Consider the following 16,663-nt stretch of genomic DNA (forward strand, 5'->3'; position numbering starts at 1 on the left):
GTCAAGGCTCAGCGACCGTGTAAGAGGGCCACCACGGGAGCGAACGATTCGATCTGCGACTGCTGCACCGTGACGTAGTTGACGCCGAGGCTTTCCCGGCGCGAACGCAGCAATTCCCCAACGCTTTCCGGCGAGCCGATCAGAACATTGGGATGGTTGCGCAGCACGTCGGCCGAGATGCCGCTCGTTTTCCCAATGCCGGCCAACGCGGTCTCGGCATCGTCGGTGATTTCGGTGAAGTACGGAGAACTCTCGACGTCGAGATCGCGATAGCGCTCTCCGGCGGCGGCGCGTACGAAGCCGATTCGGCGCTGGGCGACCGACTGTGGGTCAAGTCCGTCGGCGTCGCGCGCCGCGAATGGCACGCTGGAGATGCTGACGATGTCGGCCTCGCGGCCGGCGAGCGAGAGCACACGCTGGCCACTGCCGCCGATCATGATCGGTGGATGCGGCCGTTGCACCGGCCGCGGCCGTCCCGCGTACCCGCTCACCCGAACGAACTCGCCCGTGTAATCCAATTCGTCGCCCTGCCAATGGGCCTTAATCAGCGAGACCACCTCGGCCAGCTTGGCAATGCGGCGCCCCGGACGGTCGAATTCGAGGCCCATCGCGGTGTATTCGACTTCGCTCCAGCCGGCCCCGATACCGAACTCCAGCCGGCCGTCGGAGAGCAGATCAAGTGTCGCGGCTTCCTTGGCCAGTACCGCCGGCACGTGATAGTCCACGCAAAACACCCGGCAGCCAATGCGCAACGTTTCGCTGTGGGCCGCGGCTGCCGCCATCGCCGCGATTGGAGCCAGGTCTTGGCGAGGGGTGCGCGCGGCGCGCTGCGCGGGGCCCGGGCCCAGGTAATGATCGGCAAGGAAAAGCGTTGAATAGCCGAGATCTTCGATTTTTCGGACGGTATCGCGCCACTGGCGCCCGCCGGTGGCGTTGGTCGCTTGCACTCCGAAGCGAAACGGCGGCCGGTCCATAAGCTTGACCGTAATCGATACCGGGTGATAGATGTGAAGCCAACCGTTTGAGCGATCGCTCAGGAAAGGTGGACGCTTGAGCGCGAAGACAGCGGTCGTGACGGGCGGTGCCTCGGGAATTGGCCGCGCCGTCGCCGAGAGGCTGCGCAGTGACGGATTTAGCGTGGCCGTTCTCGATCTCACGCCCACCGACGACGGGTTCGGGCACGTCGCCGATGTCACCGACCGTGCTCAGGTGGACGCCGCGATGTCGGCCATCCGTGACGCGCTCGGCCCGATCCTGGTGCTGGTCAACGCCGCCGGGGTGGAAGGCTTCAAGAAGTTCTTGAGCATGTCGTTTCAGGACTGGTCGAAGGTGATCGACGTCAACCTGAACGGTGTCTTCAACACGATTCAGGCCGCACTGCCCGACATGGTCGAGGCGGGCTGGGGGCGCATCGTCAACATCTCGTCGTCCAGCACGCATTCCGGCCAGCCGTTCATGGCTCACTACGTGGCGGCGAAGTCCGCGGTGAACGGCCTGACTAAGTCGCTTGCGCTCGAGTACGGCCCGAGCGGGATCACCGTCAACGCCGTGCCACCGGGATTCATTGACACGCCGATGCTGCGCAGCGCCGAGAGTCGGCACCTACTCGGCGGAACCGTGGAGGATCACATCAACCGCACGCCGGTTCGCCGGGTGGGCAAGCCCGAGGATATCGCCGCCGCGTGTGCGTTCTTTGCCTCCGAGGAGGCCGGGTACATCACCGGACAGATTCTTGGCGTGAACGGCGGTCGCAACACCTGACGGGCCAGATCCCAAGAGAAACAAGGAGTTTGATGTACGACAGGGACCAACTCTTCATCGACGGGAAGTGGGCAGGCCCGGCTTCGGGCCAGGATTCGCCCGGCGCCATCTCGGTGCTATCCCCGCACAGTGCGACCGTCATCGGCCACGCGGTGTGCGCGGGACCTGCCGACGTCGACCGCGCGGTCGAAGCCGCCCGGGCGGCTTTCGACACCGGACCGTGGCCAAACATGCAACCGGCGGAACGGATCGAGGCAATCGCCCGGCTGGCCGGTATCTACAAGGAGCGGCGGGCCGATATGGCCGCTCTGATCTCGGCCGAGATCGGTGCTCCCATCACCTTCGCCAAAATGGCGCAGGTTCGGCTGCCGCTGACCATGATGTCGGCGTTCTGTAACTTCGCGGCCGACTACGAATGGTGCGAGGAGCGTCCCGGGCTGTACGGCAAGAACATCCGGATCCGCAAGCAACCGGTGGGCGTCGTCGCCGCGGTGGTGCCGTGGAACATGCCGCAGTTCCTCACCGTCACCAAGGTGGTGCCGGCGCTGCTGGCCGGCTGCTCGGTGGTGCTCAAGCCCGCGCCCGAATCGGTGCTCGACGCGCAGCTGCTCGCCGATCTGGTTGCGGCAGCCGACCTTCCGCCAGGCGTGTTCAATGTGCTGCCCGGGGGTCGTGACGTCGGCGAGCGCCTGGTGCGCCATCCCGGCGTCGACAAGGTCTCGTTCACCGGCTCCACGGCGGCCGGGCGCCAAGTCGCCCTTGCCTGCGCCGAGGGGCTGAAGCAGGTGAGCCTTGAACTGGGCGGAAAGTCGGCGGCCATCGTGCTCGACGCCGCCGATCCCGCGTCCGTCGCGACCGGAATTCAGATGGCCAGCCTCGCCAACAGTGGGCAGGTCTGCAATGCGCTGAGCCGGATCCTGGTACCGGAGAAACGCAAGGACGAGTTCGTCGACGCGTTGGCAGCGGGGATGGCGGCGATGACCGTCGGCGACCCGGCCGATCCCAATACCCAGATCGGTCCGCTGGTGGCCCAGCGCCAACAGGAGCGGGTCCGCGGTTACATCGAATCGGGCAAAAGCGAAGGGGCGCGGCTGGTTACCGGCGGCGCTGACATGCCCGACGGTCTCGACACCGGCTGGTATGTGCGGCCGACACTGTTCAGCGAGGCGAACAACGAGATGCGGATCGCGCGTGAGGAGATCTTCGGCCCGGTGCTGACGGTCATTTCCTACCGTGACGAGGATGAGGCGATCCGGGTCGCCAACGACTCCGAGTACGGGCTGGCCGGTTCGGTGTTCACCGCCGACGTCGACCGCGGGTACGACGTCGCGTCCCGGGTGCGGTCCGGCACCTTTGGCGTCAACGAGGGCTACATCATGGACCCCGCGGCACCGTTCGGCGGTGTCAAAAACAGCGGATATGGCCGTGAACTCGGCAGCGAGGGAATCGACAGTTATACCGTCAGCCAATCGATTTCGGCCGCGGCGCCTGGTTAACGAAGGGCGGGGTGGCTGGGCCACGCCGCGCGCACCGTAACCGGCGGCCCTATCTAGATGCGACGTGTGCTCCTGCATCCAGAAAGAAGCGGCCATGACCTTGCGAGAAGCTGTACAACCGCCACCGACCCGCCTGCTCACTGCGCCCGATCAATCGGTGGGCAGACTTTGGCGGTGGTTTATCCAGCCGCCCGTCGGTGGGCCCGCGGCGATCGTCCTGATCCGCCTGATGGCGGGAGGCGTGTTCTTGTGGGAGGGCATCCTGAAGTTCGTCTACCACAATCAGGGCGGGGGACGGTTCGCCCTGATCGGCATTCCCTTCCCGGAGACGATGGCGACGTTTGTCGCGCTGCTCGAGATCGTGGGTGGGATCCTGGTGATCTCCGGCCTTTTCACCCGGCTGATCACGGTGCCCTTCATCGTGGAGATGTTGGTGGCGATGTTGTCGACGAAGATAGCGATGTACCTCGGAACCTCGCCCTTGCCTTTACCGCCGGCTCCGCCTAAGACTGGCCTGTGGGCGGTATTGCATGAGATCCGCTCGGAGTATGCGCAGCTGATGAGCGTCACCTTCTTGCTGATCGTCGGGCCGGGACCATGGTCGATGGATGCACTGGTGGCGCGAATGCGACACCGGGAGCCTGAGTGAGCGATCAGACAGGTATCGACACCACCGTCTCGCCCAGCGGGGCCGGGTGTGTGGAGTGCGAGCAACACCAGGGCTGGTGGTTTCACCTACGCCGGTGCGCCCAATGCGGCCACATCGGCTGCTGCGACCAATCGCCGGGCCAGCACGCCACGGGCCACGCCGACGCCGCCAAGCACCCGCTGATCGCCAGTTTCGAACCCGGCGAAGAGTGGTTCTACGACTACCGGGACCAGCAGTTCTACGACGGCCCGCCGCTTGCGCCGCCGGACCATCATCCGCTTGACCAGTCGGTGCCCGGACCCGCCGAGCGTCTCCCCGCCGACTGGCAACGGCAGCTGCATTGATTGGGAGTCGCGCCATCGGGGAATTGCTGTGGGAACCATCCACAGACAAGGAACACGCGTGGCTCCCAGTTTCCAGGACGTCATCTCATCCAAATACCTGCTGTTGACGACGTTCACGAAGGACGGCCGTCCCAAGCCGACACCGATCTGGGGTGTGCCCGAGGGGGACAAGCTTCTGGTCATCACCGATGACGGGTCGTGGAAGACCAAGCGGATCAACAACACGCCCAGGGTGACGATCGGCAAGAGCGGAGTATTGGGCAAGCCCCTGAGCGAAGAGGTCGAAGGCGTTGCCCGGGTGCTGCCAAAGTCGGAGACCCGACGCGTCTACAACGCGGTGCTCAAGCGGTATTGGTATCACGCGCCGTGGTTCTACGTGCACTCGATCGTCCGTGGCGGTATCGACAAGGTCCACGTCGGCCTCGAGATCAAACCGGCCGCTTAGCAACGCTTCCCGGCGCACCACGCCGCGGTTAGGGTTGACCCGTGGCACACGAACCGACCCGGGCGTCGTCGTCGATCTTGGCATTGGTCGCGGCGGCCCGCGTCGGAGTCGGAGCCGCAATGCTCTTCGCGCCGGATCGGTTTTTCAAGCCCGAGTCGGGCACCGAGACGCTGTTGATGCAAACGATCGGGATTCGGGACGTGGTCATCGGGTCGGGTGCCTGTGCCGCGTGGTTGCGCGGTGGCGACGGCGAGTTTCGGCGCTGGGCCGCTGTGGGTTTGGTCAGCGATAGCGCCGACTTGCTGCTTGGGCTGCGCAGCAGGCCCCTGGTCGGTACCAAGAGCGCGCTGATCGCCACGCTCGCGCCCGTGCCGTTCGTCGGCGCGGGCGTGCGCGGTTTCGTTCGCAGCCTCGGAAAGAGCAGCCGGCCCTAGCTGCCGGCGCTCCGCAGGGCGTCAATCGTGTCGGCCACGGTTTCGCGCGGGTCTCGATAGGTGATGCCCAGCTCTTTCTCGCTGGGCGAATCATCGGATGCCGGCATCTGCGTGTAGTACTGCATTCCCGCCGAGGTGAACGGCGTATCGAAGGGCAGAAACCGCCCCGCCCGATCCAGCACCGCCCCCGCGACGCGCAGCGCGGTGTCGGGAATCGGAACGGCGACCATCGGGGTGTCGGCGGCTTGGCCGAGTATGTCGGCGAGTTCGGCCGCGGGAACCCGGTGGCCGCCCGCGGTGTAGCGGCGCGGTCCGCGGCCGGGCTCCAACAACGCGGCGTGCAGCGCGGCCAGATCGCGGACGTCAACGATCAGCCATCCCCCGCTGCGCCCCGGGATCACGTGCATCTGCAACGCCGCCCGCACGCCCTCGCCGACCTCGCCGTATCGGTTGCCGACGGGCGGCCCCATGACCATGCCGGGGTAGGTGATGTTCACCGGTGCGCCGGCGTCCTGCAGGCCGCGGGCGTAGATGTCGACCTGTGCCTTGGATGTTCCGTAGCCGTCGGCCCCGCCGACCACCGGAAGATCCGCCGTCATCGTCTCCAAGTTGGGATGAAACAGCGCGGTGAAGCTCGAGACGTGCACGATCGGGTCCAGGCCGAGTTCGACCGCTTGACCGAGCACGTTTTGAGCGCCCTGCATATTCGTGGTCAGCATCTCGTTGGTCTGACGCGGATCGGTAGCCACCAGCGCGGCGCTGTGCACGACCGCGTCGCATCCCTGCAACGCTTCCCGCACCGAGACGCGATCGATGATGTCCCCTACGGAGAAATCCGATACGTCGACGCCCAGCTTGGCGACGGAGGTCTGTAGCCGATCGGGATTGCGCACCAGGAACCGAACCGAATGCCCCGCGTCGGCGATGACCTTGGCAGTCCACCCACCCACAAATCCAGTACCGCCTGTTATCAGAATTCGCACGGAGCCGATTCTGCAAGGCGTGTCGACCCGGCGGCAAACCGGGCCCTGCGTTGCTACAGGTGACTCGCTGCGTAGCTGGCAGCTTGGCTCGTCATGCCGTTCATCGGATAAGCACCGTGGGCGCCGGGATCGTTGCCGGCCCCGCAGATCGGATCACCGGGCGCGCACAGCTGGAGGGTCTTGGGTTGATACATGGGTCCGATAACGATCGCGGGCGCGCCGTACTTCTCCAGGAACTGGCCCGACGGTGTGCCGAAGAGAGTGACGGCGGCGATGTGGCTGGCGACGTCCGGCGGCATCGGCTTCGGTACTGATGCCGCGGAAACGCCCGTCGGTACGGTCGCCGAGGTCACGTAACCGGCGACAGCGGCGCCCTGTGAGAAACCGCCCAGCACTTCCCGGGTCTTGGGGCAGTTCGCCGCCATCGACTCGATGTGAGAGGTGGCGTCGCGAATGCCGTCGATGAACGTACCCACGAAATCGGGATTGCCGAAATCGCTGCTGGCCTGGTAGTTGATCGGGTACACCGCAACGGAGCGACCGCCAACCTGGCCGCGCAGTGCGTCGACGAATGACCCACCAACCCCGCCGACACCGGGCGGTTCGGCGGTGCCGCGAGCAAACACCACCTCCACGTCGGGACATGGCTCGGCGGTTGCTGACGGGGCGGGGCTGCTGAACAGCACAGCCGTCGCCGACAGTGCGGCTGCTCCGCCGGCCGACGCAAGCTTGCGCACCCGACTGTTGATCACCTTCAAAACATTCACCTTTATCCCGCGCGTCGAAGTTTCCGTTACCTGTATTCGATGCAGGTGGCGGTAAGGATTGCCCAAAGCTTGATTTCTCAATCGCTACCGGGGAGCCAGGCGCAATATCGGAATGTGGCGGCCGATCGCCTCCGTCGCGGCGCGATAGTCGCTATAGCCGGGATACGACCGTTCGGCGAGGCCATAGAGCCGCGCGTGTTCGACCGGATCGGCGACCTCGGCGGCAAGAAAGTTGTCTCCACCCAATTCGCATTCGGGATGCGCTAGGAGGTTGTAGTACCAACTCGGGTGCGAGTTGCCGCCGAAGTTGGAGGCGACCGCGATCGCGTCGCGACCGTCGTGGAAGTAGGAGATTTGGGCCTGACGTGGCTGACCCGATTTAGCGCCCGTCGTTGTCAAGGTCGCCGACGGTATAGCAAACATTCCCCAGGACACCTTGCCACCGGAAACCCGGGTCAGCCACGGATCCGTCTTCGCGGCGACGCGCTGCGCGAGGAACTTTCCCGGCTCACTGCGAGCAAACCTTGTCAGGGCACGCCTGAACGCCGTGCTGTGGCGCGTCGGGTCGACAATAGGTAGCGGCATAAAACGACGATAATCCGATCTTCTGGTACCCGGGCGTCTTCGGCGGACCCCACGGCTGCTCGCACGGCGCGGTGCTGGTCCTTGTTGCTGCCCGCACAAAGTCGACCAGCAGGTTTACCGGTGTCTTCAGTAAACCTGCTGGTCAAGTAGGAGAGCTATTTCTTGAAGGCGTCCTTCACCTTTTCGCCGGCATCCTTCAGGCTGGACTTGGCCTGATCGCCACGGCCCTCGTTCTTGGTGTCGTCGTCCCCGGTGGCCTTGCCGATGGCTTCCTTCGCCCGGCCGCCGATGTCCTCGATTTTGTTCTTGATCTTGTCTTCGGCGCTCATGTGCTCCCGCTTCCTCTTGGATGATGTTGTTATCGGTCCGGCTACCCGCACGGGTGATTCCGAAACCCTGGATCGGGATCGGGCCGCCACCCCGACGGGCATCTCGCGGCGGCTATCGCCTGGCAAACAGCCAGACGGTTCGGTCGGCATGGGATGGATCACAATGGACTTCATGAGCACCGCAACGGTGGTGGCGATAGTCGTAGTGCTGATGCTGCTGGGTCTCGGCATCGTGATCAATCAGCTGCTGCGGCTGCGGAAGTACTTGAACGACCCGCCTCCAGGGCCTTTGCCCGGTGCGGATCGCGTGGAGCCCCCGGATGGCGATCTGCCCGATTGATCTTCAGGGCTCCGCTGGACTGATAGCTTCGGTTTCGTAATGGCACCTCAGCGGGGAGGAGCCGCTCCGGCGGTCGCTGCCCGCGTACACGGCCCGGGGGCACAATGACACCGTCGACTTTGCTCACCACCGACGACGGCTTGCCTCATGGCGTGTCAGGGGCCGCCGATCCGCATTTCGCGAATGTCGTCCAGAAATTTGCCCAGCAATTCCCGGGACGGCGTCTCGGCGGAGGAGCGCTGAGCGTCTACGTCGACGGCGTTCCCGTCGTCGATGTCTGGACGGGTTGGGCGGACCGGGACGGCACCGAGCCCTGGACCGCCGACACCGGCGCGATGGTGTTCTCGGCAACCAAGGGCGTCGCCTCGACGGTGATCCATCGGCTGGCCGATCGGGGCTTGTTGTCCTACGACGACCCGGTCGCCGAGTACTGGCCCGACTTCGCGGCCAACGGCAAGGAAGAGATCACGGTTCGCGACGTGCTTCGGCATCGAGCCGGGTTGTCACATCTGCGTGGGGTGACCAAGACGGATTTGATGGACCACATAGCCATGGAGACCCGGCTGGCCGCGGCGCCCGTCGACCACCTGCGGGGCGTGCAGGCCTATCACGCGCTGACGTACGGCTGGCTGCTGTCCGGGCTGGCCCGGGCGGTCACCGGCAAAGGCATGCGAGAGCTGATCCGCCAGGAGGTCGCGCGGCCGCTCAACACCGACGGCGTGCATCTGGGCCGCCCACCCGAAGGGTCGCCCACCACGCCCGCGCAGATCCTGATGCCGCAGAAGAGAATTGTGCCGACCCCGGTGCTCAACTTCATCGCTCCGAGGGTGGCCAATATGCGGTACTCGGGGGCGCTGGGCGCGATGTACTTCCCCGGGATCATGTCCCTGATGCAGGGGGACACCCCGTTCCTGGACGGGGAGATCCCCGCGGCCAACGGTGTGGTGACCGGCCGCGCGCTGGCCAAGATGTATGCCGTGTTGGCCAACGGCGGCCGCATCGACGGCAAGAAGTATCTGTCCGCGGAATTGGCGCACGGGCTGGCGGGGCAAGCGCGAATCAAGTGGCCGGACGCAAACATGGTGGTGCCCATGCCTTTTCACCTCGGCTACCACGAATCGCCGGTGCCCGGCCTGTTGCACGGATTCGGGCACGTGGGTCTGGGCGGAACCCTCGGTTGGGCCGACCCCGAGGTCGGTGGCTCGTTCGGATACGTGCACAACCGGTTGCTGACGTCCCGGGTCTTCGACATGGGGTCGTTCGCCGGGTTGGCCGGCCCGTTGCGCTCCGCGATGGCGGCCGCCCGTCATCAGGGACCGATCGAGGTGCCCCAGCTCGGCGCGACCTATCCCAAGCCCGGCCGGCGACGGACGGCCGCGCCGGCCAGGGCGGCGTCAGGTCAGGGCTAGATCTTCGGCGCCTGAGCGGGAGGCCGGACGCGCTACGACCGCATCGGAAGGCTTTGTGAGATCTATGGTGCGAGTTGGAGCACGCTATCGTCGCCACGGTCGGCGACGTAGACATTTCCGGCCTTGTCCACTGCCACCGACAACGGGGTGTTGAGGTCGGTGAACGGCAGCACTGTGGGTGCTGACGACCCGGGCGACCACTTCACAACCATGTTGGTGTCGCGTTCGGTGAGGAATACGGTCCCGACGCTATCCACCGCGACACCCCACGGACTGCTGCGGAGGGGGAGCGGGAGCACCGTCTGATCGTTCGACCCGGCATCCAACCTCACAATCCGGCTGTTGTCGGTGTCAGTGACATAAACGTTGCCGCGGTTGTCCACCGCCACCCCGTCCGGGTTATTCAGGCCGGCGAAGGGCAAAACGACCTGGGCGGACAAGCCGGCTGGTAGCTTTACCACCCGATTGTTGCCGCGGTCGGCAACGTACACGCTGCCCTGGCTGTCTACCGCAACACCCTCCGGGTAATTGAGACCGCTGAACGGCAGCTCGATCTGGCTGCTCGACCCCGCCGCTAACATCACCACCCGGTTATTGAAGTCGGTGACGTACACCGATGCGGCACCATCCACCGCCACGCCTTGGGGCTCGTAAAGGCCCCTGAATTGCTGCACGGTCGGTGTCCTCGACCCGGGGGTGAGAGCCAAAACCCGCCCGTACATGCCTTGATTGGTGACGTAAACGGTGCCGGAGTTATCCACGGCGACACCGCCCGGAGAGAGGCGAAAGTTGAGATCGTCGAACGGCAGCACTGTCTGCTTGGACGGCTGCCGTGACGGCAATGCCGATTGCGAAGGTCGCGGGGAGCTGGAAATGAGAAATCCGGCTACGACAATGGCGACGACCGCCAGGATCGCGACAACGCCGATAATCGTCCACCGCTTCTGTTTGTCCCGAGGTTGATTCGTGAGAAACCGTCGGTCAAGCATCGACGCGGTAGACAGGCCAGTACGCCCGCTGCCGACATCCGAACGTGGCGGTACCCACGACCACGGCGGGGTGTGGTGGGGTGATGACCGCAATCCCCGCTGACTGGCCTCCAAGCCACCAGCGCCACGGTTCCAGGATCCCGACGGGGACGGCTGTACTGTCGCGTCACTCGAACGGTCGGCAGCGGCTTCTTGATGCTGGTTGGCCTGGGTGAGCGCGTTGTGGGCAGCTACCGCGAGATTTCCGGCGCTGCTATAGCGCTCAGCCGGGTCTGCGGCCATGCCTTTCGTGACCACAGAGTCCAGGGCCGTCGAGATCCGTTCGGGCCACAGTTGGCTGGGCGGTGGGGGTCGCTCCGCCAACTGCTGGGCGACCAACTGTTCGACACTGTCAGCAAGGTAGGGGGGGAATCCGGTTAAACACTCGCTCAGCACGCAAGCCAGTGCGTATACATCGGCGGGGTCGCTTACCTCATCGTCGGTGAACCACTCGGGGGCCATGTAGTTGTATGTCCCTATGGCAGTTCGGGTTTCGGTCGTTGTCAGGTCGCTGATAGCGTCGCCGATACCGAAATCGAGCAGGTAGGCGAAGTAATCCTCGGTGATGAGGATGTTTTCCGGTTTGACGTCGTGGTAGGTAATGCCACGGGCGTGTGCGGCGTCCAGGGCGGCGGCAATCTGCTCCACGATGGCCACCGCTCGCGGCGGGTTCAGTCGACCATGGTCGGCTAACAGCGTGCGCAAGGAGGTGCCGTCAATCATGCGGAGTGCGACGTAGCACCAACCGTCGACATCACCACACTCTTGAATTGGCACCAGGTGCGGGTTGATCTGTTGCTCCGGCGTATCGGCGTTGTAGTGAGTCCGCGCGCGAAGGATCGCGTCGTCCGAGAATTCCCGCGAGATCAACTTCAGGAAGACCAACCGATGGTCGCGGGTGTCTTCGGCCTCGTAGACGTCCCGCATCCCGCCGTGGTCCGCCAGCTCTATCAACTGAAAAGGACCAAAACGCGCGCCCGGCTGCAAGACGGTGTCGTTCGCAGTCATCGCCCTCTTCGCCTGGCCCCAAGCTGATGTGCATTTACGCTATCCGAATTGTGCGTGCGACGCTGTCGTGCTGCCGGACAATAGGTGTTGTCGTGACGAGCATGACGTCTGATCAAGCGATAGAGGTCACTGCTGCAACCAGTTTCGCTTGAAACGAACTCGGTAACGGAATGTAGCCGTACTCGTCCAAACCTCTTTGGCCGTCCCCCGTTGCGGCCTGCAGGAAAGCCTTGACCGCGGTCCCGGTCGCCGAATCCGGATACCGTGAGCAGACGACTTCGTAGGTGACCAGCACGATCGGGTAGGCACCGGTCTGCATTGGTGTGTAAAACGACGACGTGTCCACGACCAGGTCATTGCCGTTGCCCCGGAATGTGGCACCGGCAACCGTCTTGCCCACCGTTTCGGCGGTGATTGCCACTGGAGTCGGACCCGCCGATGTGACGAGGTTGGCCATGCTCAACTGATGGCCCACCGCGTACGACCACTCGTTGTAGGTGATGGACCCATCGGTTCGTTGCAGGGCAAAAGATGTTCCGTCATTGCCGTCCGCGCCTTCGCCGACGCCTCCCTTGAACGCCTGGCCGGTGCCTTTACCCCACGCACCGGCAGACGCGGCATCCAGGTATCTCTGAAAGTTGTCCGTGGTGCCTGACTCGTCGCCGCGGAACACGACGCGAACCGCCGTCGGAGGCAGATTGGCGCTCGGATTGAGTGCCTTAATCGCCGGATCGTCCCATCGAGTGACGATGCCGTTGAAGATTTTCGCGGTGGTGGGCCCGTCGAGATTTAGCGAGTTCACTCCGCTGATGTTGTAGGTGACCGCAATCGGGCCGAAAACAGTCGGCAGATCCCATGCCGGCGATCCGCAGCGCTCGGCTGCCTCGGCTGGCTCGCCCTTCAAGGAGTCCAGTGGCGAGTCGGAGCCTGCAAGATCGGTCTGATTATCTATGAACTCCTTCACCCCAGCACCGGAACCATTCGCGTTGTAGTTCAACGTATAGCCATGGCATGCATGGATATAGGAGTACGCGAACTGTTCGATCGCATTTTTCTGCGCCGTCGAGCCGGCGGCCTGGAGCTCCTTCTTTCCGCCGCACGTGATCGGCACCGACTTGGCGGTCGGCGTGCTCGGTGGGGACGATCGATGGGAGTCGCCCCCGCATCCCGACAATCCAACCGTCGCTGCGATCAGCAACGCCAGCACGACACAACAACGAGTGAACCGCACGACACCCACTCCTCCGAAGACGCAGGGCATTACGAACACATTCTGCCCTCACTCTCGACCGCCCGACGGTCGAGCACGTTGGACGTTGCTGGCCACCGTTCGCTCGCGGCCAACCGTGGCCGATCACAAAGACGCGGAGCGCGGTCATGCAGATTGAGGACGATCGATTGTCGACCTACGAGCCAATCCCCGCGCGGTGCAGGGAAGATCGGCGAACGACGGGCAGGAGCGGTCTCGCGGGAATGGCCACAACTGTCGTGCTCCCATTGCCGCCGTCGCGGTTAGCCCTTCCGTACTAGATCTTCGCGAAACCGCGGGGGAGGGTCAGCGGAAGGTCGGCGTACGTGGCGATTCCGGGCGCCGCGCCGACGACGGCCGGGATCGCGTTGATGGCAGGCACCGCCGTCATGATGTGGCCCAGGTCCATGAATTCCTCGAGCGTCGTGGCCTCGAAGTACGGCGGCGGCAGGAAACCGACCTTGGTCGTCACCGTCGGTTGCCCATCGATCTGGATGACCCAGCCGTCCTGCTCGATCTTCCAGTCGGGCTCGAGCGTCTGCCCCTTTTTCCACCGGACGTTGAGGTCGATGAGCGTCTTGCCGTTGACGATTCCCTGCCAGCTGATGTAGGTGCCCGCGACGTGTCCCGCGGGGATGGTCCAGGACGCCATTTCGAGGTCCGCCGTGGTTTGGGCGAACTCGGCGACGCAGCGCACCTCGTCGAGTTCGACGCCGAGCGCGTCGGCGACCAGCCGGACGGCTTCGCCGAAGATCGCGGTGCCCTTGGCTGCCATTGCCGGTAGGTCGGGGTGGTCGATCGGCTGACCGAAGCCGACCGGCTTCTCGGTCTCGGGGGAGTCGTAGAACGTGGTGTCGGCGGCTTCGTTGACGGTGACCTTGTCGACCCGGTTGCACACCATCGCCGACACAATCGCCAGCAGCTCGGCGAAGCCCGGGCTCACACCGGACCCGAAGATCGTCGAGCCGCCCTTTTCGCAGGCTTCCAGTATCCGGTCGCGGCCATCGCCGAGGTTGTGCCCGGTGATGAAGGACGCCGTGGTCACCACGTTGACGCCCGCCGACAGGATGGCGACCAGCTCGTCGACGTTGATCCACATCGGGTTGTAGACCACGCAGTCAGGCTTGAGGGCGAGCAGCGCCTCCACGTCATTGGTGGCGGCGACCCCGAGCGGAGCGATGCCCACTAAGTCGCCGGCGTCGCGGCCGACCTTGTCTTTCGACCAGGCGTAACAGCCCACCAGTTCGAGCATGGGGTTGTCGGCGATCGATTTCAGCGAGCTCTTGCCCACGTTTCCGGTGTTCCACTGAACGACTCGATAGTTGTTTGGCACTCGCTCAGCATAGGGGTTCTTAGTGGGGCTTAGTAGGCGGATTCGGAAGCCAAAATCTCGGCCAGAAACGCGTCCGGCGGCGGCCGGTCCAGCCGGGCGTGCGCCCACCGGCGGATCCGTTCCCGGGTCTCGCGGGACTCGGTCGTCTCGGCGCCGACGATCACCACCGTCGCGGCCCAATCGTGATCCCAAGCCGCCGATTCGGTCATCGGTCGCTGCTGCGCGTCGACGAGGGGGAGCAGCGCGCGGCCATCGCCATCCAGCTCACCGGCACCGCTGATGGTCCCCGACCGCAGTCGCACCTCGACGCCGGTGGCCGGGTCCGGTCCGACGATCGAGGCCCGCACCACCGCGCCGGCCGCCTCGACGGTCCAGTCGACGGTGTTCTCGCCCGCATCGAAGATGGCCGGGGGCACCGCGCTCCAGTTGATGGATGCGACCCCCCTGGCGATCGGCGACGCGCCCCGGGGGCCGGTGCCAGCACCCGCGGCCAGCGCGTAATCGTCACGGCTTGCCGGGGTCAACACGATGCTCGAATCATCAAGAGCCGCAAGTAGTTCCGCCCACGCGGTGTCGTCGACGCCGATCTCGTCGGCCAGCCCGGCGGCCGCGCGTACCAGGTTCGCGATCCGCGCATCGTCACTGCGGATATGGGTGAACAAGCCCGCGGCGTGCGGAGCCAGCAGCCCGGTCACCTCCGAATCCAGCGTGTCATCGCTGAAGAAGCTCTGCGCACCGACGGTCAGCAGCGCAACCTCGACGTCGAGCAGGGCGCGGTCCAGGCCGGCGATGCCGTCTCGCTGACTGGCCGGCCACCATCGCCGCAGCCAATGGCCGAGGGCCAGCCGGCGCAGCGGGTCAACCGATCCCGCAACGATGTCGACACCGGCGAGCTCGATGCTGGTAGCGCCGTCCACCGCGTCCGCGGCAGCAGCCAGCGCGACGTGTCCGGCTTCACCGAAGACACGCCAAAGCCAGTCGGCGCGCGACAAATCGGTGAAGGTGATCTGGGCTCGCCCATCGCCGGGTGGATCGTCGACGGTCCAGGACAGCACGGCGCCACTGACTTCCAGCACCGCGGCCAGCGGCGACTCGGCGCTGGCGGGCCCCACACTCCAGAGGCCGGAATCGGCAACCAGTCTCATCCGGCCACCTGCAATTCGAGCATCGCCTTGATCCGTTGCCGGTGATCGAGGCACACCGACCGCGCGACCCCCTCCAGCAGCGACCGCATCTCGTCGACGTCGTCGCACGGCTCCTGCCAGACGTCGCGACCGTGCAGGCGAGCCCAGAGCCGGCTCAGGTAGGGCGGGGCATACGCCGCCAGGTCATCGACCACTTGCCGTTGCCGCGGATGAATCGGACCGCCCTCAACGAGATAGCGCCGGGCGTGCAGCACATACGCCTCCTTGCGCAGCCGCGCCTGGATCTGCGCTGCCAGCGCGTAACGGCTCTCGACCGATCGGTCCAGTGGCGCCAGCTCGACCGCGACCTCGATACCGGCCACCAGCGTGGCTTGCTTGTCCTCGGAGAGCAGGCCCCACGGCGCACAGGCCCGGTCGACTTCCTCTTCGCAGAGCAATGGGATATCGGGCAAGGCGTCGCGGTCCAGGGCGCGGCGCAGCGTCGCGCGGACCCGGTCCACCACGCTGCGGTCCAGTGGTCGATCGCTATCGGCGCCGCCCGCGATCCGCGGGGCACGTTGCGGCACAACCGAACTCAATCCCAGCTCGACGATCGACCAGGGTAGCTCCGCCGATTCTGGCCCGTCCGAGCGGGCCAGGGCACCCAGGTTGTACGGGGTGGTGTCGCTGATCATGGCTAACCAGACCCGCTGCCGGGCCGCCGCGGCGCGATGGCCCTGAGCGGGCCCGAGCACGGTGCCGAGCTCGGCCAGGAACGGACCTGTCGCCGTCGCCGAGGCCCGCACGTCACGCCAACTGCGGTCAAGCTGATCGCTCAGGGTGGCGACGACATCCTGACTGGCCACATATCGGTGCAAGACTTCGATCGCGGTGCGGTCACGGCCCTGGTGAATCTCGCGGAGCACGGTGGCTGCCGTCTGGTGATCGTCCGGCGCCGGTGGGCCTTTACTCACCGCGAGCTCGAAGCACACGGGGAAGTAGAGCTCCTGGGCGTTTCCGGTGCGGATCCGCTGTCTGCGGCGCTCGAGTTTGAGAACCGCGAACCATGCTGCAGCGGAGCGCAATTCGGATGCGCTGCCGACGATCAGATCGTGCATCGCCGCGGCGGTAGCCGAAGCGACCACCGGGGCCGAATACTGCGGGTTGGACCGCAAGCGCAGCACCAACGGATCGATGATGCGTTTGACGGTTCGGGTCAACGGCCCGCCGTCGTCGCTGCTGAGCACCTCGACTTCGGGCCCGAGCGCCCGCCACGCCGCGTCGATCACCGACCGGCGTGGATGGCCTGCCGCCACGGGGGTGGCCAGCTGCGGGTCCGCGCTCATCAGCACAGGATAGGGGCATTCCAGGGATACCGG

The 16,663-nt window shown here is 65.4% G+C and carries 18 protein-coding genes; 8 read left to right on the top strand and 10 right to left on the bottom strand.

Annotated elements, in window-relative coordinates:
* Positions 1–8 precede the first annotated feature (8 nt).
* Complete coding sequence (locus tag ACTXG5_RS07660) at positions 9–974, bottom strand: TIGR03621 family F420-dependent LLM class oxidoreductase (RefSeq protein ID WP_445163106.1); 966 nt, start codon at positions 972–974, stop codon at positions 9–11.
* A gap of 76 nt (positions 975–1,050) precedes the next feature.
* Here ACTXG5_RS07660 and ACTXG5_RS07665 point away from each other — a divergent pair, with 76 nt between their 5' ends.
* The 6 genes from ACTXG5_RS07665 to ACTXG5_RS07690 all read left to right on the top strand — a co-directional run bounded on the left by ACTXG5_RS07665 (position 1,051) and on the right by ACTXG5_RS07690 (position 5,129).
* Positions 1,051–1,761, top strand: coding sequence for an SDR family NAD(P)-dependent oxidoreductase (locus tag ACTXG5_RS07665; RefSeq protein WP_445163107.1), 711 nt, complete (start codon positions 1,051–1,053; stop codon positions 1,759–1,761).
* Between the two features lie 32 nt (positions 1,762–1,793).
* Positions 1,794–3,257, top strand: a complete 1,464-nt coding sequence (locus ACTXG5_RS07670; protein WP_445163108.1) for an aldehyde dehydrogenase — start codon at positions 1,794–1,796, stop codon at positions 3,255–3,257.
* Between the two features lie 94 nt (positions 3,258–3,351).
* On the top strand, positions 3,352–3,906 hold the full coding sequence (locus tag ACTXG5_RS07675) for a DoxX family protein (protein WP_445163109.1): 555 nt from the start codon (positions 3,352–3,354) through the stop codon (positions 3,904–3,906).
* A complete protein-coding gene (locus tag ACTXG5_RS07680; protein WP_445163110.1) occupies positions 3,903–4,250 on the top strand; it encodes a UBP-type zinc finger domain-containing protein in 348 nt (115 codons plus the stop codon). Before ACTXG5_RS07675 ends, ACTXG5_RS07680 begins: the two co-directional genes overlap by 4 nt.
* 58 nt (positions 4,251–4,308) lie before the next feature.
* Positions 4,309–4,695 carry a PPOX class F420-dependent oxidoreductase gene (locus ACTXG5_RS07685; protein WP_445163111.1) on the top strand — a complete coding sequence of 129 codons (387 nt, stop codon included), beginning with the start codon at positions 4,309–4,311 and terminating at the stop codon, positions 4,693–4,695.
* A gap of 41 nt (positions 4,696–4,736) precedes the next feature.
* A complete protein-coding gene (locus ACTXG5_RS07690) occupies positions 4,737–5,129 on the top strand; it encodes a hypothetical protein (protein ID WP_445163112.1) in 393 nt (130 codons plus the stop codon).
* Here ACTXG5_RS07690 and ACTXG5_RS07695 read toward each other — a convergent pair.
* The 4 genes from ACTXG5_RS07695 to ACTXG5_RS07710 form a co-directional block, all read right to left on the bottom strand.
* Positions 5,126–6,112 (bottom strand): NAD-dependent epimerase/dehydratase family protein, encoded by a 987-nt coding sequence (locus ACTXG5_RS07695; protein ID WP_445163113.1) that lies wholly within the window; start codon positions 6,110–6,112, stop codon positions 5,126–5,128. The two genes, ACTXG5_RS07690 and ACTXG5_RS07695, sit on opposite strands and share 4 nt — an antisense overlap.
* A 53-nt stretch (positions 6,113–6,165) precedes the next feature.
* Positions 6,166–6,864 carry a cutinase family protein gene (locus tag ACTXG5_RS07700; protein ID WP_445164307.1) on the bottom strand — a complete coding sequence of 233 codons (699 nt, stop codon included), beginning with the start codon at positions 6,862–6,864 and terminating at the stop codon, positions 6,166–6,168.
* Positions 6,865–6,963: 99 nt separating this feature from the next.
* Positions 6,964–7,464 (bottom strand): nitroreductase/quinone reductase family protein, encoded by a 501-nt coding sequence (locus ACTXG5_RS07705; RefSeq protein WP_445163114.1) that lies wholly within the window; start codon positions 7,462–7,464, stop codon positions 6,964–6,966.
* Positions 7,465–7,619: 155 nt separating this feature from the next.
* Positions 7,620–7,793: a CsbD family protein gene (locus ACTXG5_RS07710; protein ID WP_445163115.1), complete on the bottom strand. Its 174-nt coding sequence runs from the start codon at positions 7,791–7,793 to the stop codon at positions 7,620–7,622.
* 172 nt (positions 7,794–7,965) lie between these two features.
* Here ACTXG5_RS07710 and ACTXG5_RS07715 point away from each other — a divergent pair, with 172 nt between their 5' ends.
* Together ACTXG5_RS07715 and ACTXG5_RS07720 are read left to right on the top strand one after the other, a co-directional pair.
* Entirely contained in the window at positions 7,966–8,133 is a 168-nt protein-coding gene (locus tag ACTXG5_RS07715; RefSeq protein WP_445164637.1) for a hypothetical protein, read from the top strand.
* Positions 8,134–8,237: 104 nt separating this feature from the next.
* Entirely contained in the window at positions 8,238–9,542 is a 1,305-nt protein-coding gene (locus ACTXG5_RS07720; protein WP_445163116.1) for a serine hydrolase domain-containing protein, read from the top strand.
* Positions 9,543–9,604: 62 nt separating this feature from the next.
* On the opposite strand, the gene ACTXG5_RS07725 is transcribed toward ACTXG5_RS07720, so the two are convergent.
* The 5 genes from ACTXG5_RS07725 to ACTXG5_RS07745 form a co-directional block, all read right to left on the bottom strand.
* On the bottom strand, positions 9,605–11,578 hold the full coding sequence (locus ACTXG5_RS07725) for a serine/threonine-protein kinase PknD (protein WP_445163117.1): 1,974 nt from the start codon (positions 11,576–11,578) through the stop codon (positions 9,605–9,607).
* A gap of 112 nt (positions 11,579–11,690) precedes the next feature.
* Entirely contained in the window at positions 11,691–12,809 is a 1,119-nt protein-coding gene (gene pstS / locus ACTXG5_RS07730) for a phosphate ABC transporter substrate-binding protein PstS (RefSeq protein ID WP_445163118.1), read from the bottom strand.
* A gap of 295 nt (positions 12,810–13,104) precedes the next feature.
* Positions 13,105–14,160: an NAD(P)H-dependent amine dehydrogenase family protein gene (locus ACTXG5_RS07735; protein WP_445163119.1), complete on the bottom strand. Its 1,056-nt coding sequence runs from the start codon at positions 14,158–14,160 to the stop codon at positions 13,105–13,107.
* A gap of 29 nt (positions 14,161–14,189) precedes the next feature.
* Positions 14,190–15,305: a hypothetical protein gene (locus ACTXG5_RS07740; RefSeq protein WP_445163120.1), complete on the bottom strand. Its 1,116-nt coding sequence runs from the start codon at positions 15,303–15,305 to the stop codon at positions 14,190–14,192.
* On the bottom strand, positions 15,302–16,630 hold the full coding sequence (locus tag ACTXG5_RS07745) for a hypothetical protein (protein ID WP_445163121.1): 1,329 nt from the start codon (positions 16,628–16,630) through the stop codon (positions 15,302–15,304). Before ACTXG5_RS07745 ends, ACTXG5_RS07740 begins: the two co-directional genes overlap by 4 nt.
* Positions 16,631–16,663: the final 33 nt, after the last annotated feature.

The sequence above is a fragment of the Mycobacterium sp. Dal123C01 genome (assembly GCF_052566995.1).

Coding starts and splice junctions, on each gene's coding strand:
- ACTXG5_RS07710 (WP_445163115.1), bottom strand. CDS start 7,793: ATGAGCGCCGAAGACAAGATCAAGAACAAAATCGAGGACATCGGCGGC.
- ACTXG5_RS07745 (WP_445163121.1), bottom strand. CDS start 16,630: ATGAGCGCGGACCCGCAGCTGGCCACCCCCGTGGCGGCAGGCCATCCA.
- ACTXG5_RS07705 (WP_445163114.1), bottom strand. CDS start 7,464: ATGCCGCTACCTATTGTCGACCCGACGCGCCACAGCACGGCGTTCAGG.
- ACTXG5_RS07725 (WP_445163117.1), bottom strand. CDS start 11,578: ATGACTGCGAACGACACCGTCTTGCAGCCGGGCGCGCGTTTTGGTCCT.
- ACTXG5_RS07715 (WP_445164637.1), top strand. CDS start 7,966: ATGAGCACCGCAACGGTGGTGGCGATAGTCGTAGTGCTGATGCTGCTG.
- ACTXG5_RS07720 (WP_445163116.1), top strand. CDS start 8,238: ATGACACCGTCGACTTTGCTCACCACCGACGACGGCTTGCCTCATGGC.
- ACTXG5_RS07670 (WP_445163108.1), top strand. CDS start 1,794: ATGTACGACAGGGACCAACTCTTCATCGACGGGAAGTGGGCAGGCCCG.
- ACTXG5_RS07675 (WP_445163109.1), top strand. CDS start 3,352: ATGACCTTGCGAGAAGCTGTACAACCGCCACCGACCCGCCTGCTCACT.
- ACTXG5_RS07740 (WP_445163120.1), bottom strand. CDS start 15,305: ATGAGACTGGTTGCCGATTCCGGCCTCTGGAGTGTGGGGCCCGCCAGC.
- ACTXG5_RS07660 (WP_445163106.1), bottom strand. CDS start 974: ATGGACCGGCCGCCGTTTCGCTTCGGAGTGCAAGCGACCAACGCCACC.